The organism is Aminomonas paucivorans DSM 12260 (assembly GCF_000165795.1).
In the GTDB taxonomy this organism is placed as follows: domain Bacteria; phylum Synergistota; class Synergistia; order Synergistales; family Synergistaceae; genus Aminomonas; species Aminomonas paucivorans.
The window spans coordinates 1,608,881-1,633,635 of the sequence record NZ_CM001022.1 but is presented as its reverse complement, the minus strand read 5'-3'; the positions used below and the strand labels follow the sequence as shown (position 1 = coordinate 1,633,635).

Genomic DNA, 24,755 nt, shown 5'->3' with positions numbered 1-24,755 from the left:
ATGTTGCGATCCCAGTTGTTGTCCGTCCTTTTGAGGAGGCCCCCGGTCTCCCTTCGCGTATCGGTGACCTGCTATCATGGAATCCCAAGGGGCATGATGAAGGGAGGAGCATCCGTGACGCTTCAAGACAGCCGACGACTTCCTGTGGAAGCGCTGCGCCGAAGGACCGATTCGGAAGCGCTGGGTTTTTCCAACACCGATGAACTGGGGTGCCTCAAGGGATTGATCGGGCAGGAGCGGGCCGTCAAGGCCGTCTCCTTTGGGCTCTCCGTGAACAGCAAGGGGTACAACCTCTTTGTGGTGGGAAACCCGGGAAGCGGGAGGACCACCTATACCTTGGAAGAGCTGAACAATCGAGCCAGAGAGATGACCGCCCCGGATGACTGGGTGTATGTGTACAACTTCGACGACCCCCAGGAACCCTTGGCGCTGAACCTCCCCGCAGGTCAGGGGAAGGACCTGGCCAAGGCCATGGAAGAGGCCGTGGAGGATCTCAAACTGACCCTGAGCAAGGCCTTCGACAACAGTCAATACGAAGACAACAAAGCCCAGCTGGTGAAGGAGTTCCAGGAGCAGGTCAACCGTTTCATGGAAGAACTCCGAACCTGGGCGGGAGAGCAGGGCTTTGCCATCAAGCGCACCCCGCAGGGCTTTGTGAACCTGCCTCTTCTCAAGGAAACGGGGGAAGACGGAGAAACCCTTCAGAGAGAAATGCAGCAGGAGGAGTTCGAGAAACTGGAGGAGGCGGAGCAGCAGCGCCTCCAGAAGATCTCCGAGGAAATCTCCCAGCGCACCCTGGAGACCCTTCGGCAGATTCGGGACCTGGAGAAGACCCTCAAGGAGAAGATCAAGGCCCTGGAGGGGGAGATCTGCCGCAATGCCATCCAGCCCCTCCTGGGGGAGATGAAGGAGCGGTTCGGCGAGCAGGAGAAGGTGGCCCGTTGGATCGTGGTTCTGGGAGAGGACATCATCGACAACTTCAACCTGTTCATCGCCTCCGCCCGGGACGACAACGCCGAGGTGGATTTTAGCCGCTACATCATCAACGTGTTTGTGACCAACGACCCGGCTCAAGGGGCTCCGGTGGTGCGGGAGACGAACCCCACCTACTACAACCTGGTGGGGAAGGTGGAGTACGAAAGCCGTCAGGGCTACCTGTACACCGATTTCCGTCGCATCGTTCCCGGGGCCATCCATCGGGCCAACGGGGGTTTTCTGGTGCTGGAGGCGGAGGAGCTTCTCCGGCAGTTCATGTCCTGGGACGCCCTGAAGCGGGTCCTGCGCACCGAAGAACTGGCCATCGAAAACCTGGGGGAACAGCTGGGCTTTGTCCCCGTGTCCTCCCTGCGCCCCGCCCCCATCCCCATCAACATGAAGGTGGTGGTGGTGGGTACCCATTGGCTCTACTACCTCTTGAACATCTACGACCCGGAGTTCCAGAAGATCTTCAAGGTGAAGGCGGACTTCGACGCGGACATGCCCCGCAATTCGGAGACGGAAAAGCTCCTGGCTTGTTTTGCCGCCAGCTTCGTCAAGAAAGAAGGCGGTCTTCCTTTCGAGCGGGACGGGGTGGCGGAAGTCATCGAGTGGTCCAGCCGCCTTGCGGATCATCAGGACCGCATGTCCACCCAGTTCAACCGCCTGGCGGAAGTCCTCGTGGAGGCCACGGCCTGGGCTCGCATGGAAAGGGCTTCCGTGGTGACGCGGCAGCATGTCCGCAAGGCCATCGAGGAGAAGCGCTTCCGCTCCAACCTGTTGGAGGAGCGGATTCGCCGGGCCTTCGAGGAGGGAACCATCCGCATCGATACGGACGGGGCCGCCGTGGGGCAGATCAACGGGCTCACGGTTCTGGACATGGTGGACCACACCTTCGGGCACCCCGTGCGCATCACCGCCAACGTCTTCATGGGACAGGAGGGGGTGGTGAACATCGAGCGGGAGGTGAAGATGACAGGACCCATCCACAACAAGGGGCTCCTCATCCTCCAGAGCTATCTGGGGCGCCGCTACGCCCAGGACATGCCCCTCGCCGTTTCCGCCCGTATCGCCTTCGAACAGACCTATTCGGGGATCGAGGGGGACAGCGCTTCCTCCACGGAGCTGTACTGTCTGCTCTCCGCCCTGGCGGATCTCCCTCTCCGTCAGGACATCGCCGTCACGGGTTCCGTGGACCAGTTCGGAAACATCCAGCCCATCGGGGGAGTCAACGAAAAGGTGGAAGGGTTCTTCCGGTACTGTCTTGTCCGGGGGCTGACGGGGAATCAGGGGGTCCTGATCCCGAAGCAGAACGTCCAAAACCTCATGTTGCATCATGAAGTCCTGGAGGCGGTGGAAGCGGGGCGATTCCACCTGTGGGCGGTGGAATCCATCGACGAGGGCATCGAAATCCTCACGGGCTGCCCCGCGGGAGAACTGGGCCCCGAGGGTTTGTACCCGGAGGGTTCGGTACACGGAAAGGTGAAGGCGTGCCTGAAGGGGTGGTTGGAACGGTCCGCCCTGCTCAAGAAGAGCCTGGGCAAGCTGGGAGAGGCCGAGAAGAGCGAGGGCGCAGCGGATTCTGCGGAGGAGGACGACGACGACGAATCCTCCGTGACGCAAGACTCATGAACCCCTCCGGGGTGCCTCGGGGTGCCGCCCCCCTGGGGGAAACCCTGGACCTTCTGGAAGGGGTTTACGGGAACGAAGGTGCCCTGCCGGATCTGGGGCATCCGGAACCCTTGGATGGGCTGATCCTGACGGTGCTCTCTCAGAACACCAACGATCTCAACCGGGATCGGGCCTATATAACCCTGCGTGGGCGATTCCCCGATTGGGAATCCGTAGCCCTTGCGGATCCCGGGGAAGTCCAGGAGGCCATACGGATTGCGGGGCTTGCCAACGCCAAGGGGCCGAGCATTCAGGCCATCCTGGAGCGGCTTCGGGAGGACTGGGGTGCCCCGACCCTGGTGCCTTTGCGGTCCTGGAAGCCGGACAGGGCAAGGGAATACCTGGAGGCGCTTCCCGGGGTGGGCCCCAAGACGGCGGCCTGTGTGATGGTGTTCGACCTGGGGTTTCCCGCTTTTCCCGTGGACACCCATGTGGCCAGGATTTGCCGGCGTTTGGGGTGGGTCCCCGCGAACCTGCCCCCCCATCGAATCCAGCGGGTCATGGAGGAGACGGTTGCGCGGGAACGCTTTCAGGGGGCGCACCTGAACCTCATTGCCCATGGAAGGGCGGTGTGCCGCGCTCGCTCCCCTCGCTGTCCCGCCTGTGTCCTTGTCGGGGTTTGCCCTGCGGCGGAAGTGCCTGAGGCACATGGGTGAGAAGCAGGAATATGCCCCCTTTCGGGTCGGGGCTGCCCGGTGTGTTTCCTATGAGCCCTCGGCCGTAGAGGAAGCGGTGGAGCGGGCCGTCCAAGCCTCCGGGGGATGGCCGGAGTCCTGTTGTTCCGAAGAGGTGCTCCTCAAGGCGAACCTCCTGGCGCCGCGGCCTCCCGAGGACGCGGTGACGACCCATCCGGAGGTCCTGCGAGGGGTGGTGCGCTCCCTGCGTCGGAGGGGGGCGGGGAGGATCCGCATCGGGGACAACCCCGGCTACATCTACGCCTCCCAGAAAGAATTGCTTCTGGAACGGACGGGGATGAAACGCCTCGGGGAGGACGAAGATGTCCCCGTGGGGACCCTGTCCGATGAGGGGGTGGAGGAGGTGCCCATCCCCGGCGGGAGGGTCTTGTCCCGAGCACGGGTATCGACGCGGATCCTCCGATCTCGGTATCTGGTCAACGTGGCGAAGCTCAAGACCCACGTGGAAACGGAAATGACCGGGTGCCTCAAGAACCTTTTCGGGATCGCTGACACCCAGACCCGCAAGCGGGCCCACCAATCCAGGGATACGAGTCACCTCGTCCACGGGATTCTGGACCTTTTTACCCTTGCCCGCCCGCTGTTCCATGTATTGGATGCGGTGGTGGCCATGGAGGGCAATGGCCCCTCCCACGGTTCCCCGAAGCGGGTGGGATGGATTCTTGCAGGGCCTAATGCCCCGAGCATCGATTTGGTAGCGGCGGTTTCCATGGGGTACTCGAACCCCTTCGACATCCCTCTTCTCCGGACTGCCGCGGAGAGGGGGTTGGGGCCTCGATCCCTTGATGAGGTGGATTTGCGGGGGGCGAACTGGGAGGAATTGCCCACAGCGGGGTTCCGCCGGGCCTCCGGGCTTGTGCGTTTCATTCCCACCCCATTGAGGGGGTTTGCCCACCGGTGGGTTGCCCTTCGTCCGCAGCTGGAACGGTCTGCCTGCGTCCGGTGTCGCGTCTGTCAGGAAGTCTGTCCCGTGGACGCCCTTGCCTGGGACGACGGCCCGGTAGTCGACTCCAACCGTTGCGTCCAGTGTCTCTGTTGTCATGAAATGTGTCCCACCGGGGCGATGAAAGCGGCAGCCAACCCTCTGGCTCGGTGGGTCCAGGGGATGCGCTCCTGAGAACGAAGAGGCGGAGACCGCCTACCCGGCACGTCCAGTCGGATAGGTGGTCTCCGCTCGCGTCCCGGGAGATGCAGGGATAGGGGAATACCCTGCCCGGGTGGAAGGGTCATTTTTGGGGTTTGAGTCGTGGGAGGACGAGCTTGTACCCGTCAGCTCCGTATTCCAGGAATTTTTTGACCCTGCTGATGGTGGCGGTGCTGGCGCCGGTTTGCTGCGCGATCTGCGGATAGGTGAATCCCTCGCTGAGGAGTCGCGAAACCTCCAGCCTTTGGGCGAGAGCCCGAACCTCCCCTATGGTGGCGAGGTCCTCCAGAAACCGATAGGCTTCCTCCACGTCCTTGAGGGTCAAGATGGCCTGGCAGAGTTGGTCGCTCAATCGGTCCTTCCACTTTCCCGCCATGTGCCTCACCCCTTTCCTCGAAAAGGAACCTTCGCGGAAAGACTACTCCTCTGCTGCGGTGTTATGCAAGAGAGAAACGCCGCCGGGGCGTCATGCGGTCATTTCTCCTTGGATGTCCGCATGGTCCTCGAGTCCTTGTTCCCCTTGTTCCCAAGAAGCCAGTACGCTCAGGAGCCTACGGATCTCTTCTTCCTTCCCCACGGAGACTCGCAGCCATGTGGCATCTTCGGGGAAACGGTCCGGGAAGAAGACCTGTATCCCCTGGTTTTGCAGGGTCGCTTCCAGATCGGAACGCGTGACGTCTGTGCCGCGAAGGAGAACGAAGGAGCCTTCGCTGGGGAAGGCTTCCCAGCGGGGAATCTCTCGAACTCGCCGGACCAGTTCGTCCCGCAAGTAGCGGATGCTGTAGACGCGGCTGTTCATCCACTCCTCGTAGTGGTTCACCAGATGAGAGAGGAATGCCTGGTTCAGACCGTCCAGAGGTTCCCCCAGGCCAGGTGTCCGCTCCACCAGGTCCCGAGCCTGGTTGCCCCAGATGGAGTAACAGGCCTGAAGGGCAGAAAGTCCCCAGGCGTAGGAGAAGGAACGCAACACCACGAGCTTGTCCGGGATGCCCTTAGGGGCGAAGGAGGCCAGCAGACTTGCCTCGGCGAATTCCCCGTAGCTTTCATCCACCACAAAGAGGGAAGTGGAGGGGCAGAGTCCCACCAATCGGCACAGAACCTCGGAGGAGATGCGAAGCCCCGTCGGGTCGTTCGGGGTGTCCAGAAGGATCACCTCGGGGGAGAACCGCGCGATCTCGTCAAGGAAGGCGTCCTCATCGAAAGAGAAGACGCGCCCTTCCTGTTTCAGCGTCACCCTGCGGACATCGCATCCCCAAAGGGAAAGACGTTCCAGATTGGGAGAAGCGGAATCCAGAGCCAGGACGCGGGGGGGAGTGGGGAAGGCAAGCCGCAGCCGGGCGAAAAATTCCCCCTGGTGGTTGAAGACCTGCAGGGTCTGGGCAGGGACTTGGAGGAACCGGCTCAGGGCGCTGCGGAGTTCTCGGGACTGAGGATCGGGGGTGCGGTGATAGTCCAGGCTTCCCACGAGTTGGCGCAGTTCTTCGCGAGGGGCGGGGGGCAAAAGGAAATTTCCTTCGTTGCGATCAAGCCTCAAGGTTTCAGATGCTGCGAGTGTGTTCAAGGGTATCCCTCCTGATCGATCTAGTACGATAAAGCGCTACCATGCTTTCTTGATTGCAGAGCTTAGCATCGGCTCCGCCCCCTGTCAATAGGAAAATACAAAAAGCGATTCGAAGGCAACGAAAACGTCTCTTTCCAAAAGCAGCGTAGGGGGAGCAAGGGGGCTGAAGTGCCCCAGCGTCTTAGTTGACGGGCAGGGGAGCCGTGCTATAATGTTCCCTGCTGGCCGGGATGGCGGAATTGGTAGACGCATGGGACTTAAAATCCTGTGGACGAAAGTCCGTGCGGGTTCGATCCCCGCTCTCGGCACCATGGGGTGACATCGCGGGGTGGAGCAGTCCGGAAGCTCGTCGGGCTCATAACCCGAAGGTCGCAGGTTCAAATCCTGCCCCCGCAACCATTTTTCCTCATCGGCTCGGCTTGTAATTCTGATCGCGGGGTGGAGCAGTCCGGAAGCTCGTCGGGCTCATAACCCGAAGGTCGCAGGTTCAAATCCTGCCCCCGCAACCAGGGCGGTGTAGCTCAGTTGGCTAGAGCATGCGGTTCATACCCGCAGTGTCACTGGTTCGATTCCAGTCACCGCCACCAGATGTCATAGCCCCCCGCATGGGGGGCTTTTTCGTGTTTGGTGGTTCGCAGCAGGGTGTGGAAGGAGCGAGGGAGATGGGGAGCCTGTTCTCTCGATTGCGTGCTGCGGGCTGTCGCCAGGGCTGGTGGGGACAGCCCGAAATGCTGATTGCGATCTCCGGGGGTGGGGATTCGGTGGCCCTTGCGGGTTTGCTGCGTCGGTACTGGCGAGGCCGGCAGGTATGGGCGCACCTGGATCACGGAATCCGGAAGGAATCCTCCCGGGATGCTCTCTTCGTATCCGAGCTGGCCTCCCGATGGGGTATCCCCTGTGTGGTGGAGCGGGTCTCCCTTCCCGCCCTGCGCGAGCGAGGGGAGTCCTTGGAGATGGCGGGGCGCCGCGTTCGCTACGGTTTTTTGGAGCGGACGGCTTCGAACGCTTCCCTTGCTTTCATTGCCCTTGCCCACACGGCGGATGATCAAGCGGAGACGCTGTTGCTCCACCTTGCTCGGGGGACGGGAATCTGGGGGTTGGCGGGGATGCCGGAACGGAGAGGAAACTGGGTCCGCCCTCTGGCGACTTTCCGCAGGGAAGAGCTGCGCTCCTTCCTTCGGGAGGAGGGAATTTCCTGGGTGGAGGATCTGTCCAACCAGGACCGTATGTTTTTGCGAAATCGAGTGCGCCACGATCTCATCCCTTGGTTTGAGACCCACTTGAACCCCGCCTTCTCTCTTCGCGCTCAAGCCTTGGCGGCGGAGGCAAGGCAGGTGCGGGAACGGTTGGCGGGGGAGGCGGAGCAGTGCCTGCGCTGGCTCGCCAGAGAGGCATTTCCCGTGCTGGCCTGTTGGGATCGTCGGTCCGCCTCCTCCCTGCCTCTGCCCCTCCGGATGGAAGCCTTGCGGCTTCAAGGGCGGATTCTGGGGTTGCCGACGCTGGAGTGCCGACGTTGCGAAGAGTTGGCTCAAAGGATCGGCCAGCCAGGGCGTTTCCGTTTTCCCTGGAGGGGAAGGGTTGAAGTCTGCGCCTCCACCGAACTGCTCGGTTTTCGAGTGGTAGGGAACAAAGCGGAGGAATCTCTTCGCCTGCCCCCTCCCGGCGAGGGGGTGCGAGTTGTTTGCCGATGGGGCTGTTGGGAAGTGGGAATCCAAACGAAGAAGAGTCAGGGGTTCCTGTCCTGGGGCGAACGCAGCGGGTGGCTTGGGTGCTCGGGGGAGGATCTGACGCTTGTGCCCATGGGGGAAGACGAAAGCAGCTCCATCCCCTGGTGGGCCCGACGTGCCTATCCGAGCGTCCGCTGCGGAGAGGAGTGTTGGTATCCGGGGATGGATGCCTCGAAAAGGGGGAGCCCGGGTGGGTGTGCTATGATAGCGAGGGTTTCGATTCGGCCAATTCTGTCCAGGGAGGTTGACCCCTGTGCCCCTTGAGATTTCTTCCGTCCTGATCTCCCAAGAACAGATCCGAGAGAAGGTCCTTCAGCTTGGAGCCGAGATCAACGAGCGATATCGCGGCCAGGAGCTGGTGGTGGTGGGCATCCTGAAGGGGGCGGTGTTTTTTCTGTCCGACCTTGCGAGGGCACTGGAGCCGGAGCTGGACGTCTCCTTTGATTTCATGTCCGTTTCTTCCTACGGATCCGCCACGGAATCCAGCGGGGTCGTCCGCATCCTCAAGGATCTGGACTCGGACGTGCGGGGCAAACACGTCCTCATTGTGGAAGACATCGTGGATAGCGGCTTGACCTTGGCCTACCTCTTGCAGCTTCTGCGTCAACGCAAGCCCGCAAGCTTGGGAGTTTGTGCCCTTCTGGACAAGCCCGAGCGGAGGCGCGTGGAAGTCCCCATCGATTTTCGCGGTTTTGTGATCCCCGATGCCTATGTGGTGGGCTATGGCCTGGACGCGGCGGGGAAATGGCGGCACCTTCCCGAGATCCATACGGTGGTTTCCCGCTCGTGATGTATGGCTGCCCCGGGACGTCGGTCTTCGGGGGCTGCCTGGTGCGACCAACCAATCGAAGAAAGCGAGGCGCTGAGACGCTTTGGGCAAGTTAGCCAAGAACCTAGGGCTCTACCTGGTGCCGATCGTGCTTGTGGTGAGCCTGGTAAATGTGTTTCTGACCCCGAACCCCAGTAGCAATCAGGCGGAATCGCTGCCGTACAGCGATTTCATCAAGGCCGTCGAGGCTGGACGGGTGAACCGGGTTTCCATCGAAGACAACACGCTCCGCGGAGTTCTCAAGGACGGCAAGGAGTTCCGCTCCTACGCGGTGGGCACGGGGGAGTTGGCCCCGCGCCTGGTGGAGAAGGGCGTACAGGTGGAAGTGGTCCCTCCCCAGAAGACCCCCTGGTGGGCCAACCTGATGTCCTCTCTGTTCCCCACGCTGCTTCTCATCGGCGCCTGGATCTTCATCCTCTACAACATGCAGGGTGGAGGCAGCAAGGTGATGAACTTCGCCAAGAGCAAGGCGAAGCTGTTTTTGGATAATCGGCCGAAGGTGAACTTCGGCGATGTGGCGGGATGCGACGAGGCGAAGGAAGAACTTCAGGAAGTGGTGGGTTTCCTCAAGGACCCCGGGCGTTTTGCCAGGCTGGGTGCCAAGGTCCCCAGAGGGGTTCTCCTCCTGGGAGCCCCGGGAACGGGGAAGACCCTGCTCTCTCGGGCGGTGGCCGGGGAGGCGGATGTCCCCTTCTTCAGCATCAGCGGTTCCGACTTCGTGGAGATGTTCGTGGGGGTCGGCGCCGCGCGGGTGCGGGATCTCTTCGAGCAGGCCCGGCGCTACCAGCCCTGCATCGTCTTCATCGACGAGATTGACGCGGTGGGGCGCCATCGGGGCGCGGGGCTGGGGGGAGGACACGACGAAAGGGAACAGACCCTGAACCAGTTGCTGGTGGAGATGGACGGCTTCGAGGCTGGTTCCGGGATCATCCTCATCGCCGCCACCAACCGGCCGGACATCCTGGACCCGGCGCTTCTTCGCCCCGGACGCTTCGATCGCCACATCGTTGTGGATAGGCCGGACGTGAACGGTCGGTTGGGGATCCTCAAGGTCCACATCAAGGACAAGAAGCTTGACGAGCAGGTGAACCTGGACGTCATTGCCCGAAGGACCCCCGGTTTCGTGGGGGCGGATTTGGCGAACCTGGTGAACGAAGCGGCCCTCCTTGCCGGCAGGAGGGGCAAGGAGCTTCTGGGAATGCCTGAGTTTGAGGAGGCCATCGACCGGGTCATCGCGGGTCCGGAGAGAAAGTCCCGGGTCATCAGCAAGAAGGAACGGGAGATCATCGCCTACCATGAGTCCGGTCATGCGCTGATTGCCAAGCTGACCCCGGGAAGCGACCGGGTCCACAAGATCTCCATCATCCCCCGGGGGCACAAGGCTTTGGGGTACACCCTGCAGCTCCCGGAGGAGGATCGGTTCCTGGTCTCCCGGGAGGAAATGATGCAGCGAATCTGCGTCCTCCTGGGAGGACGGGTGGCGGAATCCCTGGTCTTCGGGGATGTGACCACCGGGGCGCAAAACGACCTGGAACGGGCCACCCAGATGGCTCGGCAGATGGTGACGGAGTTCGGCATGAGCGAACGCCTGGGCCCGGTCACCCTGGGCCGGAAGCAGCACGAGGTCTTCCTGGGGCGGGACATCGTGGAGGATCGGAACTACAGCGAAGAAATCGCCTACGCCATCGACCAGGAGGTCCGAAGGATCGTGGACGAGTGCTATGCCCGGGTGAAGGGCATGCTGGAAGAGCACCGGGAAAAACTGGAGGAGATCACCCAGCTTCTTCTGGAGCAGGAGGTCCTGGAGGGAGAAGATCTGGACCGGGTTCTGGGCAACGGAGACGAGGTAGTCGCCGAGTCTCCGGAGAAGGAGGACCTCCCGGAGACGGGAGCATCGCCCTCCGAAGAGCCCTCCCCCGCGGCCCCCAGGCGCGGGCTGGCCGTCGACCCCGAACCGGCCTGAGCTTTCCGGTCCTGAGTTTCGTTCGTAGTGAAAAAGAAACAAGACGCCCGGAGGGTTTCCCGGGCGTCTTGTGCGTGGTCCGCGAGGAGGGGTGGTCTTGGAAGGGGTCTTTCGCCTGGTGGCGGACTGGGACCCGGCGGGGGACCAGCCGGAGGCCATCGAGGCCTTGGTGCGCGGCTTTGAGGGAGGGTTGAGCCGACAGACCCTTCTGGGGGTCACGGGTAGCGGCAAGACCTACACCATGGCGCAGGTGGTGCAGCGTCTTCAGCGTCCCACCCTCGTGATGGCTCACAACAAGACTCTGGCCGCCCAGCTTTACAGCGAGTTCAAGGGGTTCTTCCCGGAAAACGCCGTGCAGTACTTCGTGAGCTACTATGACTACTACCAGCCTGAAGCCTACATGCCCGCCCAGGACCTCTACATCGAGAAGGACGCCTCCATCAACGAACGCATCGAGAAGCTTCGCCTGTCCACCACCAAGGCCCTCCTGGAGCGACGGGACGTGTTGGTGGTGGCGAGCGTCTCCTGCATCTACGGCCTGGGCAAGAGGAAGAACTACGAGGAGGCCATCTTCCGCTTTCAGGTGGGGGAGACCTGGCCCCGCAAACGCTTCCTGGAGCGTCTCCTGGCGAACTACTACGAACGCAACGACGTGGCCTTCACTCCCGGGGTCTTCCGGGTGCGGGGGGACCTTCTGGAGATCTATCCCGCCTACAGCGATACGGCCCTCCGGGTCTCATTCTTGGACGACGAGATCGACCGCATCGACGAGATCGACCCCGTCTCCGGCAAAACCCTTCTCCGGAAGGACCGGGGAGCGGTCTTCCCTGCCCAGCACTATGTCACCAGTCCCGATGCCATCGCCCAGGCCATGGAGAAGATCGAACAGGAGCTGAAGGCCCACCTGGAGGACCTGCGGTCTCGGGGGCGGCTGCTGGAGGCGCAACGTCTGGAATCCCGGACCCGATACGACATGGAAATGCTCCAGGAGGTGGGATACTGCTCGGGCATCGAAAACTACTCCCGGTTTCTGGACGGCCGGGAGGTGGGGGAAACGCCGGGTACCCTCATGGACTTCTTCCCCCAGGATTACCTGCTCTTCCTGGACGAATCCCACATCACCATCCCCCAGATTCGGGGCATGTACAACGGGGACCGGGCGCGGAAGGAAGTCCTGGTGGAGCACGGTTTCCGTCTTCCCTCCTGTCTGGACAACCGCCCCCTTCGGTTCGAGGAGTTCGAGTCCTTCATGGGACAGGCCCTGTTCGTTTCCGCCACTCCCGGGGATTACGAGATCCAGACCAGCGCTCGGGTGGTGGAACAGCTCGTCCGCCCTACAGGGGTCCTGGAGCCGCAGGTGGAGGTGCGTCCCGCCACGGGGCAGGTGGACGACCTGCTGGAAGAACTCCGTCTGGTGGCGGAGCGGGGGGATCGGGCCCTGGTCACCACCCTGACGAAGCGTTCCGCCGAGGACCTGGCGGAGTACTTCGCGGAACTGGGGATCCAGGTCCGTTACATCCACTCGGAGCTGGACACCTTCGAGCGGGCGGCGCTCCTCAAGGATCTCCGTCAGGGCGTGTTCGGGGTCCTCGTGGGGGTGAACCTGCTGCGGGAGGGATTGGACCTGCCGGAGGTCTCCCTGGTGGCTATCCTGGAGGCGGATCGGGAGGGGTACCTGCGGTCCCATCGCTCCCTGATCCAGATGATCGGCCGGGCGGCGCGCAACGAGGCGGGCAAGGTGATCCTCTACGGGGACCGGGTCACGGACAGCATGAGGCTTGCCGTGGAGGAGACGCAGCGCAGACGTCGAGTCCAGGAGACCTTCAACCGAGAGAGGGGCATTGTCCCCACCACGGTGCGCAAGGAGATCAAGTCCCTCCTGCCCCAGGAACTTCTGGAGGATCAGGAGGAACGGACGCCGCAGCGGAAGGGCTCCGTGGATCGCAAGGAGCTGGAGCGAATGATGTGGGCGGCGGTGGAACGCCTGGATTTCGAGGAGGCCGCCGCTTTGAGGGACCAAATCACCAACGTGGAGGGACACCATGGCGTGGGAGAGCATTCGGATACGAGGCGCAAGGCAGCACAATCTAAGAAACGTCGACGTCGACCTTCCTAAGAACCGGTTGGTGGTGGTTACCGGTCCCTCCGGATCGGGCAAGTCATCCCTGGCCTTCGATACCCTCTACGCGGAGGGGCAGAGGCGCTACGTGGAATCCCTCTCCGCCTACGCGCGGCAGTTTCTGGGGATGCAGGACAAGCCGGACGTGGACGAAATCCAGGGGCTGTCTCCCGCCATCTCCATCGAACAGAAGGGCACAAGCCACAACCCCCGGTCCACCGTGGGCACCGTCACGGAGATCTACGACTACCTGCGGCTCCTGTTTGGGAGGGCCGGAGTGCCTCATTGCCCTTCCTGCGGCCGCCCCGTGGTGAAACACAGCGTGGACGAGATGGTGGATCTGGTGCTGCAGCGCTATGACCAGCTCCCCGTGGAGGTCTACGCACCCCTGGTGCGGGGCAAGAAGGGGGAGCACCGGAACCTCTTCGAATCCCTCCGTCGGCAGGGATACCTTCGAGCGAGGGTGGACGGGACGCTTCTCTGGCTGGAGGAGGAGATTCCTCTGGACAAGGCCAAGAAGCATCACGTGGAGGCCCTGGTGGATCGATTCCGGGTCCGGGAGGAGCAGCGCAGTCGACTTTCCGAGGCGGTGGAGGCCGCCATGAGGCTTTCGGAGGGGTTCGTCCTCTTCCACTCCGAGGGTCTTGCCCCTCTGGAGTTGACGGAGAAGTACGTGTGTCCAGAGTGTCAGACCGGGCTTCCGGAGATCGAGCCTCGGCTGTTTTCCTTCAACAACCCCTACGGGGCCTGCCCGGACTGTTCGGGGCTGGGGAGTCACGAGTACTTCTCCCCGGAGAGGGCGGTGCTCCCGGAGCTTCCCGCCCTGGCGGGAGCGCTCCTTCCCTGGAAGAACCACCACTACATGTCGACCAAACTGGAGAAGCTGGCGGAGCAGAAGGGGTGGGACCTGCTCCCCCCCTTCGGAGAACTCCCCGAAGAGGTTCGCCGAGCCGTCCTGGAGGGGTCTCCGGATCGCATCCCCCTGGTGTTCAAGGACCGGGACGGGGAGACGGAGTATCAGGGACGGTACGAAGGCCTGATCCCCTGGTTGGAAAGGCGCTGGAACCAGACGGAATCCGAGTCGGTCCGGGAAGAGCTTTCCATGTATCGGGAGGAGACCCGCTGTCAGACCTGCGGAGGGAAACGCCTTCGTCCCGAGGCACTGGCGGTGCGGTTGGGAGGGTACGGGATCGGGGAGCTCACGGAGCTGCCGGTGGACCGACTGCTTCCCCTTCTGGACCGACTGGAGCTTTCCTCGGAACAGAGAAGCATCGTGGGGCTTGCCCTGGAGGAGATCCGCAAACGCCTTTCCTTCCTGTGTGACGTCGGGGCGGGGTATCTATCCCTGCATCGCCGGGCGGACACCCTGAGCGGGGGAGAGAGCCAGAGGATTCGCCTGGCCACTCAGATCGGTTCCCAACTGACCGGGGTCCTCTACGTGCTGGACGAACCCACCATCGGGCTGCATCCCCGGGACACGGACCGGCTTCTGACGACTCTGAAGGCCATCCGGGACCTGGGGAACACGGTGCTGGTGGTGGAGCACGATCGGGAAACCATGCAGGCAGCGGACTACCTGGTGGAGCTGGGACCCGGGGCAGGGGAACATGGGGGTTCGATCATCGCTGCGGGACCGCCGGAGGCCCTGGAGACCGCCCGATCCTCCACGGCGGCGTACCTCCGGGGAGAGGTCGACGGGATCGTCCGTGCCCCGGGAGGGGACCGCCGTCTTCCCGAGGGGAGGCTTCGCCTGAAGGGGTGTCGGGAGAACAATCTGCAGGAGCTGGAAGTGGAGCTTCCCCTTCACGTGCTGGGAGCCATCAGCGGGGTTTCGGGTTCCGGAAAGAGCACCCTCCTTTACGAAATCCTCTACAAGGGGTTGCGGAGCGCCCTGGACGTGGAATTTCGGGAGCGCCCGGGGGCCTTCGACGGCCTGGAGGGGATGGAGCAGGTGCGCAACGTGGTGCTGGTGGACCAGAGCCCCATTGGGAGAACACCCCGCTCCAACCCCGCCACCTATACGGGGGTCTTCACCCCCATTCGGGAGTTCTTTGCCCAGCTCCCGGAGTCGAAGCTGCGGGGCTACGGCCCCGGACGCTTCAGCTTCAACGTGAAGGGGGGGCGCTGCGAGGCCTGCGGGGGGGACGGGGTTCTTCGGGTTGCCATGCTCTTCCTGCCCGACGTGTTCGTGCAGTGCGAGGTGTGCAAGGGAAAACGCTACAATCGGGAAACCCTGGAGGTGCGGCATCGGGGGCTTTCGGTGGCCGATGTCCTGGACCTCTCCGTGGACGAGGCGGTGGAGCATTTCCGGGATCTCCCCCGTATCGCCGGGAAGCTGAAGGTGCTTCAGGAGGCAGGGCTAGGTTACATCCGACTCGGGCAACCTGCTCCCACCCTAAGCGGCGGGGAGGCCCAGCGGGTGAAGCTGGCCAGTGAGTTGGGCAAGCGCTTCCGGGGGCAGACCCTGTACCTCTTGGATGAACCCACCACGGGACTGCATTATTCCGACGTCAGGAAGCTGCTGCTTCTGCTTCATCGCCTGGTGGAGCAGGGGAACTCGGTGTGGATGATCGAACACAACCTGGATGTTCTGGCCTCGGCGGACTATCTGGTCGACCTGGGACCGGAGGGGGGGGTCGGGGGAGGGCGTTTGGTGGCGGCAGGGACCCCGGAAGAGGTGGTGGCCAATGGTTTGGGGCACACAGCCCGTTTCCTTGCCCCCCTGTTGCCCGGGACGGACCTTTCCCCTTGCTGCCGGGTCGCATCGCCGAAAGGACGGGATCACCGTTGAGGGAAGAAACCGTGGGGGATGCCCCGCAGAAGGAACAAGAGGATCTGCTTTACGGGCGCAATGCCGTCTGGGCCCTGCTGGAATCCCAACCCCGACGGTGCTTGAAAGTATGGCTCGCCAAGGGAACCCGGGACCCCTTCCGCAGCCGGATCCTGGATCGTTGTCGGGAGGCGGGAATCCCCCTACAGGAACTGGATGGCAAGGGGTTGGAACGCATGCTTCCGGGTAAGGTGCACCAGGGGGTGGCCGCGAGGACCGCAGGGGTGGAACTGCTGGAACTGCGGGAGGTGCTTGCTCGCATCCCCCCAGCGCCGGAGCCGGTTTTGGTGGTGGTGTTGGACCACCTGGAGGATCCACACAACGCCGGGGCGATCGTGAGGAGCGCCGAAGCGGTGGGCGCGCTGGCTGCCCTTTTGCCCCTGCGCCGGGGGGCGCTTCCCACGGGGGCCATGGTGAAGGCCAGCACGGGGGCGGCCCTGAGGCTCCCCCTGGGGCGAATCGGTAACGTGGGACAGGATCTGCGGTTGCTTCAGGAGGCAGGGCTTTGGGTGGTGGGATTGGAAGCCCAGGGGGAGCGATCGCTCTTCGAGACTCCCTTGTCCCCCCGTATGGCCTTGGTTGTGGGGTCGGAGGGCAAGGGCTTAGGACGCACCACCCTGCAGGGGTGTGATGAGGTGCTCCACATCCCCATGAGGGGAGAATCGGGGTCTCTCAACGGGAGCGTTGCCGCAGCCTTGGGCCTCTACGAGTGGTTCCGATCCGTGACCCCTTCGTCCACCTTCCCGGGTAGGGCCTGAAGGGCTGGGCAAAGGGGGGTATGAGGAACCTCCGCTCTCTTTGAGAAACCGCTTTCCCTGTCGCAGGAAGGCATCCAGGGGAGCCCCCTTGCGAAACCCCGGAACCCTGGTTATAATCTCCGCTGTGGCGCGGACATAGCTCAGCTGGTAGAGCATCGGCTTCCCAAGCCGAGGGTCGCGGGTCCGAATCCCGTTGTCCGCTCCAGATATCCCCGGCCCGTCCCTGAGACGGGCCGTTTTTCGTACCGCCCCCCGGTCTTAACGAACTCGTGCTTGTTTCCACAATTGACGATGCCCCCTTCATGCCCTTAGAATAACGAGGAATTTTTCTCTTTCTTCAGGCATCTCATTTGCAGCCGGAGGGAGGTGGAATCGGTGGCAGAGAACCTTGCGCAGGAGATTCGGTTGCATGAGGAACACGCCCGGGCCTTGGTGGTCGAGGCAAAGGGGACGGCTGCGAAAAGCCTCGCGGATGCGAGGGCAGAGGCAGAACGGTCGATCAAGGAAGCCCGTCAGCGTCTTCACAGGGAGTATCGTTCCAAGATCCAGGAGGTGGAGCGGGAGGCTGATTCCGCGGCGCAGAGCATTTTCGCGTTGGGGAAGAAGGAGTCGGAACAGTACCTTGAGGAGAGCAGGGCCAAAGTGTCGTCCACGGCGGCGTGGATCCTCAAAGAGGTGATGGGTACCCATGGCCTTAGCTGAGATGGGAAAATACCGTCTGGTGGTCCACGCTTCCGTGGCCGAGGCGGTCTTCCGAGCGCTCCAGGGTTTTGGCGAGTGTGAGTTTCTCTCCCCTTCCGCGGAGGAGGGGAAGATGGCGTGCCCCGGGTCCCCGCTTCACGAGGTGGATGAGTCTCTGGGCGAGGCGCGTTTCGTGGCCCGTTTCCTGGATCCCTTGGTGGAGAACAAACCGAGTGCGATAGATCGGGTGTTGGGAAAAACTCCCGCCTTCTCCTTGGCTGACCTGGAAAAGCAGGCGACTTCCAAGGATCTGACCGCCGTGTCTGGCGAACTGCGGGATCTCGACAGAAGGCTTTCGGAACTTCGGACCGAAGGCGCCCGATTGCGGGCGCTCCTTTCTCAAATGGAACCCCTTTGCGCCCTTCCCTTCCCGCTGGAACTCTTCAACGCGGGCACGGGGCTCCTGGAGGCCCATCTGGGGCGACTGGCGGAGGAGAACCTGTTCGCCTTCACCCAGGCCCTTCGTGGACACCTCCAGGATCGATTCGATCTCTTCACCCCTCCCCCGCAGGACAAGGATCCGGTCCGCACCGTGGCGGTTCTGGTCTTCCGCTCCGAGGCAGCGACTTTTCTGAAGATCGCGGAGGAGCACGACTTTGCGCGGATCGACCTTCCCCGCGAGCTTTCCGGGTCCCCCCAGCAGGAGGTGACGGTCCTTTCCGCCCGGCTGGAGGAAATCCGCACCGAGGAAGCGGCTCTCCTGGAACGAGCCAAGGAAGGGGCAGATCATCGTTTTCAGGATGCCCTTCTTCTGTCCGACCATTGGAGCATCCTCCGATCACGGCTCGAATCCCTCGGGGAAACGGAAGCTACGGCAGCCACTCGGTTGGCGGATTTCTGGATGCCCGTCTCCCGAGAGGAAGACCTGCGTCGGACCCTTCGTCCCTTCGAGGAGGGAGTGGATCTTCGGCGAACCGAGCTCGAAGAAGGGGATGTCCCTCCCACGTTGCTGGAGAACCCCCGATGGGCCGCGCCCTACGAGCCCCTGACCAACATGTACGGGACCCCCAGCTATGGGGGGGTGGATCCCACGGCCCTCATGGCCCCGTTTTTCTTCCTGTTCTTCGGGATGTGCTTCGGAGACGCGGGGTATGGGCTGGTCCTTTCGGCCCTGTTCCTCTACTTCCTGGTGCGGCACCAGCTCACGGGGAATGCCCGGAAGTTCTTCCTCGTCCTGGCGGGGGGGAGCATCTCCACGGTCTTCGTGGGGGCACTCACAGGGTCCTGGCTGGGCAACACCGTGGACGCCTTTCCCTTTCTGCGTTTCCTGAAGCCTGCCAAGGATGCGCTGCAGATCCTGGATCCCATGAACGATCCCATGACCTTCCTGGCCATCTCCCTGGCCCTGGGCTTCCTGCAGCTGATCTTCGGACTCCTGGTGGGCATGGCGGATTCACTTCGCAGGAAGGACTACATGGGGGCCTTCGCGGACAAGGGCGGGTGGATCCTCTTCCTGGTGGGGCTTGTGTTTTTTGGGGGGACCAGTTCCGGGATCCTGCCGTCGTCTCTTTCCGGGTTCAGCAAGGTGGTTGCCGCGGCGGGGGCTCTCGTCCTGGTGGCAACTCAGGGCAGAGGCAAGCCCACGCTTTTCGGGCGGCTCCTGTCGGGCGTCCTGAGCCTCTACAACGTCACCGCCTATCTGGGCGATACCCTCAGCTACAGCCGACTGCTTGCCCTGGGCCTTTCCTCGGCGGCCATCGGGATGATCGTGAACCTGCTCTGCACCCTGGTGGTGGGAGTGCCCTACGTGGGGATCCCTCTGGCCGTCCTGATCTTCGTGGGGGGGCACATCTTCAGCATCGCCGTGAACATCCTGGGGGCGTTCATCCACTCCCTGCGGCTTCAGTACGTGGAGTTCTTCAGCAAGTTCTACGAAGCCAACGGGCGTCCCTTTGCTCCGTTCCGGTGCGAGACACAATTTGTGCGTCTCGCGGAGAAAGCGGATCCCCTCCCGTAACTGTGGGGTGCCGGTGAGGTTTTCAGGTTCGGTGTTTCTCACATATATCGACAAGGAGGCATGAGAAACGATGGAATCGATTCTTGCGACGATGGCGGATCAGTTGGGACCGGTGCTGGCCATGTTGGGTGCGGCGCTGGCGGCGGGGTATGCGGGCTCCGGATCGGCCATGGGGATCGGGATTGCCAACGAGGCGGCAGCGGGGATCATGACGGAGGACCCCAAGAAGTTCGGGCTTGCCCTGATCCTTCTGGCGCTTCCGGGGACGCAGGGTATCTACGGGCTCCTCACCGCGTTTTTTGCCATCCAGAAGGCCGGGCTGCTGGGCGGGGCGGGAGTCCACGTCTCGGTCTGGCAGGGACTGGGAATTTTCTTCGCCTGCCTCCCCATCGCGGTGGCGGGGTACTATTCCGCCATCTACCAGGGAAAATCTTCCGCTGCCACCATCCTCATGATCGCCAAGCGTCCCGAGGAGATCGGGAAGGCGGTCATCCTGCCCGCCATGGTGGAGACCTACGCGGTGCTGGCCCTGTTGATGAGCATCATCCTCCTCAACAGCATCAAGATCGGATGAGCGGGGTCCCCGGACATGGCACTGGCGGACATCACCGCGAAGATTGAGGCCGATGCGAAACAGCAGGCCGAGGAGCATCGGGCTAAGGCCCAGGAACAGATCCGCTCGCTGAAGACGGCGACGGAGCGGGAGATCCGGGAGCTGGAGGCGTCCTTCGATGATCGATTCCAGAAGGAGCGTCCCGAGATCCTTCGTCGGCGGGAGACGGTGGCCAAGCTGGATGTGCGCAGGGAAAAACTGAACGCCCGTCGGGCTGCCATCGCCCGGTGTTTCGACGAAGCCCTTCGGTCCCTGCTTTCTCAGGATCGGGATACCATCGCCCGTTTGACGGAGGTCCTCTTGCTGGAGGCTGCCGAGACGGGAGACGAAACGGTCCACGTAGGTCCGCAGGAAAAGGTGTTGGACGAGGCTTGGCTGCAGGACTTCAATGCTCGCCACGGGAAGCGGCATTCCCTTTGCCCTGAACGGGATGTTCGGATTCGGGGTGGTTTTCTCCTGGCTCGGGATCGGGTCCAGACGAACTGCACGTGGGAGATGCTCCTTCGGACCTTCCAGGAGGATCGGGAAGCGGACGTGGTGAAGCAACTCTTCGCCAACGATTGATCGAGGAGGTGGGGCCGTGGCTACCCGGGAGGCCTATGGATATGTCGTTGCTCGCCTCCGTGCGATGGAACACCGCTTCCTTGATCCCGCCCTGTTGCAACGCATGGTGGACGCGGAGGACCTAGCGGGGGCCTACAAGCTCTTGTCCGAGACGGTCTACGGCCCCGCGCTGGCGGGAAACCGGACCGGACGGTTTGACGAGGCCCTGGAATCGGCTCTCCTGGAGACCTACCGTGAGGTTCAGGGGTTTGTGCCCGAGCCGGCGGTGTTGGAAATTGCACGGCTCCTGTACGATTTTCACAACGTGAAGGTTCTTCTGAAAAGCGCCTTCAGCCTTCGGCAAGGAGGAAAGAAGCGTTGGGATCTCCTCACGTCCCTGGGGTCGATTCCCTTGGACGATCTCATCGCCAACGTGGATGCGGAGGACTACCGGCTTCTCCCCTATGGTCTCAGCCGCGTGGTGCCGCAGTGCATGGCGTGCTGGGAGCAGTGTCGGGATCTTTTGGAGGTTGACCGTCTGCTGGATGGACAGTATTTTGTCGCCCTGACGGAACTGGTGGATTCCCTGGGGTATGAGGGGATTCGGATGTGGGCTCGTCAGCGGATCGACGCGGAGAACCTTCGAGTGGTCCTCCGCTTGCGCCGTTTCGGCTTCGACGCAAACCGAACGCTTCCCTTCCTGCATGAGGGAGGAACCCTGCGTATCCCCCTGCTGCTTTCCCTCCTGACGGAGCCGTTGGAATCCTGGCCGCGCCTCCTTTCTTTCTCCGCCTTTTCCCAGGCGGCGTGGATCCTTCAGGAACAGCCTCATCCAGACGAGGTGATCCCCGGGATGGAGAAAGCCCTGGACGACCATGCCAGCGTCTATTGGGCCTCCTTCCGCTATCAGGCGGATGCGCCGGAAAACGTGTTGGCCTTTCTCTGGGGCAAGGAGATGGAGGTCAAGAATCTGCGGATCGTCCTGGTCTCCAAAGCCAGCCGTTCGGACCGTGACAAGGTGAGGAGGCTGTTGCGCCATGGATACCCATAGCTCCTCCGTTCGGGTCGCTGCGCTGGGGGACTACGAGAGCGTGCTGCCCTTTCAGGCCATTGGAGTGGAGACGGTGGTGGTGGAGGCAGACGCGACAGAGGAGACGGTTCGCGCCGCCCTTCTGCGAGTCCGCCGAGAACAGGTGGGCATCCTTTTTCTCACGGAAGACCTCTTCGCCCGCCATCGGGATGTGGTGGATGAACTCAACGAACAGACGTCCATGACGGTCATCCCCATCCCCGATCAGTCCGGAACGGCGGGCATCGGCATGGAGTCTGTCCGCAAATGCGTGGAAAAAGCCGTGGGCATGGACATCTTTGCTGTCCAGTGAAGGCAGGCGTCCCCTGCGGATTCCTTACGGAGGCGATGTGAGTGGCTGAGATGCGAACGATTCAAGGAACCATCGCGAAGATCTCGGGCCCCCTGGTGGTGGCAGGGGGCATGTCCGGGGCCTGTATGTACGATGTGGTCCGCGTGGGCAGCATAGGCCTCGTCGGGGAGATCATCGAGCTCAAAGGCGATACGGCTTCCATTCAGGTCTACGAGGAAACCTCCGGGCTGATGCCCGGCGAACCCGTGGTGAGCACGGGAGAACCCCTCAGCGTGGAGCTGGGGCCGGGACTCATCGAGCAGTTTTACGATGGAGTCCAGCGTCCCCTGAAGGCCATCGAAGATGTGGCGCAGAGTCCCTACATTTCTAGGGGAATCGCCGTTCCCGCGGTGGACCGCAAGCGGCGCTGGTCCTTCGAGCCTCGCAAGGCGGAGGGGGACCAGGTCCTGCCCGGTGACGTCCTCGGGGTGGTACAGGAGACGGTGCTGGTGGAGCATCGCGTCTTGGTGCCTCATGGAGTCCGAGGCACCCTCACCCAGATCCGGGGGGGAGACGTGACCGTGGAGGAGACCGTGGCGACCATCCGGACTCCCGAAGGGGAAGAGAAGCGGGTTTCCCTGCTTCAGCGCTGGCCCGTCCGGATTCCCCGCCCCGTGGCCAAACGGCTTTCCCCGGATACCCCTCTCACCACGGGACAGCGGGTGGTGGACACCTTCTTCCTCATCGCTCGGGGGGGGACAGCTTGCGTCCCGGGTCCCTTCGGCTCCGGCAAGACGGTGATCCAGCACCAGCTGGCCAAGTGGGCGGATGCGGAGATCGTGGTCTACATCGGCTGCGGGGAACGGGGCAACGAGATGACCGACGTGCTCCTGGAGTTCCCGGAACTGGAGGATCCCCGCTCCGGACAGCCCTTGATGAAGCGTACTGTGCTCATCGCCAACACCTCCAACATGCCTGTGGCTGCCCGGGAGGCCTCCATCTACACGGGTATCACCATCGCGGAATACTACCGGGACATGGGCTATTCTGTGGCCCTCATGGCGGATTCCACCAGCCGTTGGGCGGAAGCGTTGCGGGAGATCTCGGGGCGTCTGGAAGAAATGCCCGGCGAGGAGGGGTATCCGGCCTACCTGGGAACCCGCCTGGCCTCCTTCTACGAGCGGGCGGGGCGGGCCATCTGCATGGGAGAGGACGGGCGCGAGGGGGCGGTCTCCATCATCGGCGCCGTCTCTCCCCCCGGCGGGGACCTCTCGGAGCCGGTGACCCAGAACACCCTTCGGGTCACCAAGGTCTTCTGGGGACTCGACGCCAGCCTGGCCTACCAGCGCCATTTCCCCGCCATCAACTGGCTTACCAGCTATTCTCTCTACGCGGAGAAGCTGGGGGAGTACTGGGACAACATCTACGACGGGGAGTGGAGCGGGTTCCGCACCGAGGCCATGGGGCTTCTGGAGGACGAGGATCGGCTCAAGGAGATCGTCCGCCTTGTGGGGATCGACTCCCTTTCCAAGGATGAGCGGATGATCCTGGAGACCGCCAAGTCCCTTCGGGAGGACTTCCTGCACCAGAACGCCTTCCACGAGGTGGACACTTACGCCTCCATGGACAAGCAGTTTCGGATGCTGCGCAACATCCTCTCCTTCCACCACCTCGCCATGGAGGCCCTTAGGCGAGGGGCGCTGCTGAAGGACGTCATCGAGCTTCCCATCCGGGAGGAGATCGCCCGGATGCGCTACATCGACGAGAAGGAACTAGCCCAGCTCGACGGTCTGGAGGACACCATCAAGACGGTCCTGGGGAACCTGGCCACCACGGGAGGCGACGAGGATGCTGCCTAAGGAGTATCGCACCATCAGCGATCTTTCAGGACCCCTTCTGGTGGTGGAGAAGGTCCGGGACGTGCGCTACGACGAGCTGGTGGAAATTTCCCTAGCCAGCGGCGAGAAGCGGCGGGGCCGCGTCCTGGAGATCACCGCGGACAAGGCGCTGGTCCAGGTCTTCGAAGGGACCACGGGGATTGATGTGGACACCACCCAGGTGCGGTTCCTCGGGAAGGTGCTCACCCTCCCGGTGAGCGGCGACATGCTGGGGCGCATCTTCAACGGCCGGGGTGAGCCCATCGACGGAGGGGCCGCCATCATTCCCGAGACCGCCCTGGACATCAACGGCTTTCCCATGAACCCCTTCTCCCGGGACTACCCCTCGGAGTTCATCCAGACGGGGATTTCCACCATCGACGGGATGAACCCCCTGGTCCGGGGGCAGAAGCTGCCCATCTTCTCCGGAAGCGGATTGCCTCATAACCGCATGGCCGCCCAGATCGCCCGGCAGGCGACGGTCATCAGTGGGCATGCGGCCTTTGCGGTGGTCTTCGCGGCCATGGGGATCACCTTCGAGGAGGCTTCCTTCTTCATGGAGGACTTCCGTAAAACCGGGGCCATCGAACGCACGGTCATGTTCGTCAATTTGGCGGACGACCCGGCCATCGAGCGGATCACCACCCCTCGCCTGGCCCTCACCTGCGCGGAGTATCTGGCCTTCGAGAAGGACATGCACGTGCTGGTCATCCTCACGGACCTCACGAACTACTGCGAGGCCCTGCGGGAGATCTCCGCGGCTCGCAAGGAGGTTCCGGGGCGTCGGGGATACCCGGGTTACCTCTACACCGACTTGGCCACCATGTACGAGCGGGCCGGTCGTCTTCGGGGAAAGAGCGGTTCCATCACCCAGTTCCCCATCCTCACCATGCCGGAGGACGACAAGACCCATCCGATCCCAGACCTCACGGGGTACATCACCGAAGGGCAGATCATCCTCAGCCGAGGGCTGCACCGCAAGGGGATCTATCCTCCCGTGGACGTCATGCCCTCCCTGTCTCGCTTGAAGGACAAGGGGATCGGGAAGGGGAAGACCCGGGAGGACCATGCGGACCTGATGAATCAGCTTTTCGCGGCCTACGCCCGGGGCAAGGAGGCCAAGGAATTGGCGGTGATCCTGGGGGAGGGAGCCCTGACGGAGGAGGACAAGGCCTTCGCCAAGTTCGCCGACGCCTTCGAGGATCGATATGTCCGGCAGGGAGAGTACGAGAACCGGACGATTCAGGAAACCCTCGCCTTGGGCTGGGAGCTGCTGGCCCTGATCCCCGTGAAGGAGCTGAAGCGGGTTCGGGATGCCTACATCGAGACCTACCTGAAGCCTCTGTTGGCGGAACGCTCCCCGGAACCCGTCGCCGAAGAAGCGTAGGGAG

Annotated in this window: 19 protein-coding genes and 5 tRNA genes; 22 read left to right on the top strand and 2 right to left on the bottom strand. The window is 62.9% G+C overall.

Features of this window, described 5'->3' with window-relative positions:
- The first annotated feature begins 114 nt into the window (after positions 1-114).
- From APAU_RS07675 to APAU_RS07665, 3 genes are all read left to right on the top strand, one after another.
- Positions 115-2,607: a Lon protease family protein gene (locus APAU_RS07675; RefSeq protein WP_006301143.1), complete on the top strand. Its 2,493-nt coding sequence runs from the start codon at positions 115-117 to the stop codon at positions 2,605-2,607.
- Positions 2,604-3,302: an endonuclease III domain-containing protein gene (locus APAU_RS07670; RefSeq protein WP_006301142.1), complete on the top strand. Its 699-nt coding sequence runs from the start codon at positions 2,604-2,606 to the stop codon at positions 3,300-3,302. The genes APAU_RS07675 and APAU_RS07670 overlap by 4 nt, the downstream gene beginning before the upstream one ends.
- Before the next feature lie 76 nt (positions 3,303-3,378).
- Positions 3,379-4,458: a DUF362 domain-containing protein gene (locus APAU_RS07665; protein ID WP_198003999.1), complete on the top strand. Its 1,080-nt coding sequence runs from the start codon at positions 3,379-3,381 to the stop codon at positions 4,456-4,458.
- A gap of 109 nt (positions 4,459-4,567) precedes the next feature.
- Here the strand turns inward: APAU_RS07665 and APAU_RS07660 are convergent, their stop codons facing one another.
- Positions 4,568-4,861, bottom strand: coding sequence for a YerC/YecD family TrpR-related protein (locus APAU_RS07660; protein ID WP_006301140.1), 294 nt, complete (start codon positions 4,859-4,861; stop codon positions 4,568-4,570).
- 90 nt (positions 4,862-4,951) lie between these two features.
- Complete coding sequence (locus APAU_RS07655; protein WP_269490168.1) at positions 4,952-6,019, bottom strand: aminotransferase class I/II-fold pyridoxal phosphate-dependent enzyme; 1,068 nt, start codon at positions 6,017-6,019, stop codon at positions 4,952-4,954.
- Between the two features lie 251 nt (positions 6,020-6,270).
- Between APAU_RS07655 and APAU_RS07650 the strand changes: the two genes are divergently transcribed.
- The 19 genes from APAU_RS07650 to APAU_RS07560 all read left to right on the top strand — a co-directional run bounded on the left by APAU_RS07650 (position 6,271) and on the right by APAU_RS07560 (position 24,751).
- A tRNA-Leu gene (locus APAU_RS07650) sits at positions 6,271-6,357 on the top strand.
- An 11-nt stretch (positions 6,358-6,368) separates the two neighbouring features.
- A tRNA-Met gene (locus tag APAU_RS07645) sits at positions 6,369-6,445 on the top strand.
- Positions 6,446-6,478: 33 nt separating this feature from the next.
- Positions 6,479-6,555, top strand: a tRNA-Met gene (locus APAU_RS07640).
- A 1-nt stretch (position 6,556) separates the two neighbouring features.
- Positions 6,557-6,633: transfer RNA gene (locus APAU_RS07635), tRNA-Met, on the top strand.
- An 18-nt stretch (positions 6,634-6,651) separates the two neighbouring features.
- Positions 6,652-8,037, top strand: a complete 1,386-nt coding sequence (gene tilS, locus APAU_RS14900; RefSeq protein WP_083806785.1) for a tRNA lysidine(34) synthetase TilS — start codon at positions 6,652-6,654, stop codon at positions 8,035-8,037.
- Positions 8,027-8,563: a hypoxanthine phosphoribosyltransferase gene (gene hpt / locus APAU_RS07625; protein WP_006301137.1), complete on the top strand. Its 537-nt coding sequence runs from the start codon at positions 8,027-8,029 to the stop codon at positions 8,561-8,563. The genes tilS and hpt overlap by 11 nt, the downstream gene beginning before the upstream one ends.
- Positions 8,564-8,645: 82 nt before the next feature.
- Positions 8,646-10,565 (top strand): ATP-dependent zinc metalloprotease FtsH, encoded by a 1,920-nt coding sequence (gene ftsH, locus APAU_RS07620; protein ID WP_006301136.1) that lies wholly within the window; start codon positions 8,646-8,648, stop codon positions 10,563-10,565.
- Between the two features lie 97 nt (positions 10,566-10,662).
- The gene (uvrB, locus tag APAU_RS07615) at positions 10,663-12,681 is read left to right on the top strand and encodes an excinuclease ABC subunit UvrB (protein ID WP_006301135.1); all 2,019 of its coding nucleotides are present in this window, start codon (positions 10,663-10,665) and stop codon (positions 12,679-12,681) included.
- The gene (uvrA, locus tag APAU_RS07610) at positions 12,608-15,475 is read left to right on the top strand and encodes an excinuclease ABC subunit UvrA (RefSeq protein WP_083806784.1); all 2,868 of its coding nucleotides are present in this window, start codon (positions 12,608-12,610) and stop codon (positions 15,473-15,475) included. The genes uvrB and uvrA overlap by 74 nt, the downstream gene beginning before the upstream one ends.
- Positions 15,472-16,272, top strand: coding sequence for a 23S rRNA (guanosine(2251)-2'-O)-methyltransferase RlmB (gene rlmB / locus APAU_RS07605; RefSeq protein WP_232207711.1), 801 nt, complete (start codon positions 15,472-15,474; stop codon positions 16,270-16,272). Before uvrA ends, rlmB begins: the two co-directional genes overlap by 4 nt.
- Before the next feature lie 129 nt (positions 16,273-16,401).
- Positions 16,402-16,477: transfer RNA gene (locus tag APAU_RS07600), tRNA-Gly, on the top strand.
- A gap of 170 nt (positions 16,478-16,647) precedes the next feature.
- The gene (locus APAU_RS07595; protein ID WP_006301132.1) at positions 16,648-16,974 is read left to right on the top strand and encodes a hypothetical protein; all 327 of its coding nucleotides are present in this window, start codon (positions 16,648-16,650) and stop codon (positions 16,972-16,974) included.
- Positions 16,961-18,970, top strand: coding sequence for a V-type ATP synthase subunit I (locus tag APAU_RS07590; protein WP_006301131.1), 2,010 nt, complete (start codon positions 16,961-16,963; stop codon positions 18,968-18,970). Before APAU_RS07595 ends, APAU_RS07590 begins: the two co-directional genes overlap by 14 nt.
- A 70-nt stretch (positions 18,971-19,040) precedes the next feature.
- Positions 19,041-19,544 (top strand): V-type ATP synthase subunit K, encoded by a 504-nt coding sequence (locus tag APAU_RS07585; RefSeq protein ID WP_006301130.1) that lies wholly within the window; start codon positions 19,041-19,043, stop codon positions 19,542-19,544.
- 15 nt (positions 19,545-19,559) lie between these two features.
- The gene (locus tag APAU_RS07580) at positions 19,560-20,147 is read left to right on the top strand and encodes a V-type ATP synthase subunit E (protein WP_006301129.1); all 588 of its coding nucleotides are present in this window, start codon (positions 19,560-19,562) and stop codon (positions 20,145-20,147) included.
- A 16-nt stretch (positions 20,148-20,163) separates the two neighbouring features.
- A complete protein-coding gene (locus APAU_RS07575; RefSeq protein WP_006301128.1) occupies positions 20,164-21,177 on the top strand; it encodes a V-type ATPase subunit in 1,014 nt (337 codons plus the stop codon).
- The gene (locus tag APAU_RS07570; protein WP_006301127.1) at positions 21,164-21,508 is read left to right on the top strand and encodes a V-type ATP synthase subunit F; all 345 of its coding nucleotides are present in this window, start codon (positions 21,164-21,166) and stop codon (positions 21,506-21,508) included. The genes APAU_RS07575 and APAU_RS07570 overlap by 14 nt, the downstream gene beginning before the upstream one ends.
- Positions 21,509-21,558: 50 nt before the next feature.
- Positions 21,559-23,346 carry a V-type ATP synthase subunit A gene (locus APAU_RS07565; protein WP_083806783.1) on the top strand — a complete coding sequence of 596 codons (1,788 nt, stop codon included), beginning with the start codon at positions 21,559-21,561 and terminating at the stop codon, positions 23,344-23,346.
- Positions 23,336-24,751, top strand: coding sequence for a V-type ATP synthase subunit B (locus tag APAU_RS07560; RefSeq protein WP_006301125.1), 1,416 nt, complete (start codon positions 23,336-23,338; stop codon positions 24,749-24,751). The genes APAU_RS07565 and APAU_RS07560 overlap by 11 nt, the downstream gene beginning before the upstream one ends.
- The last annotated feature ends 4 nt before the right edge of the window (positions 24,752-24,755 follow it).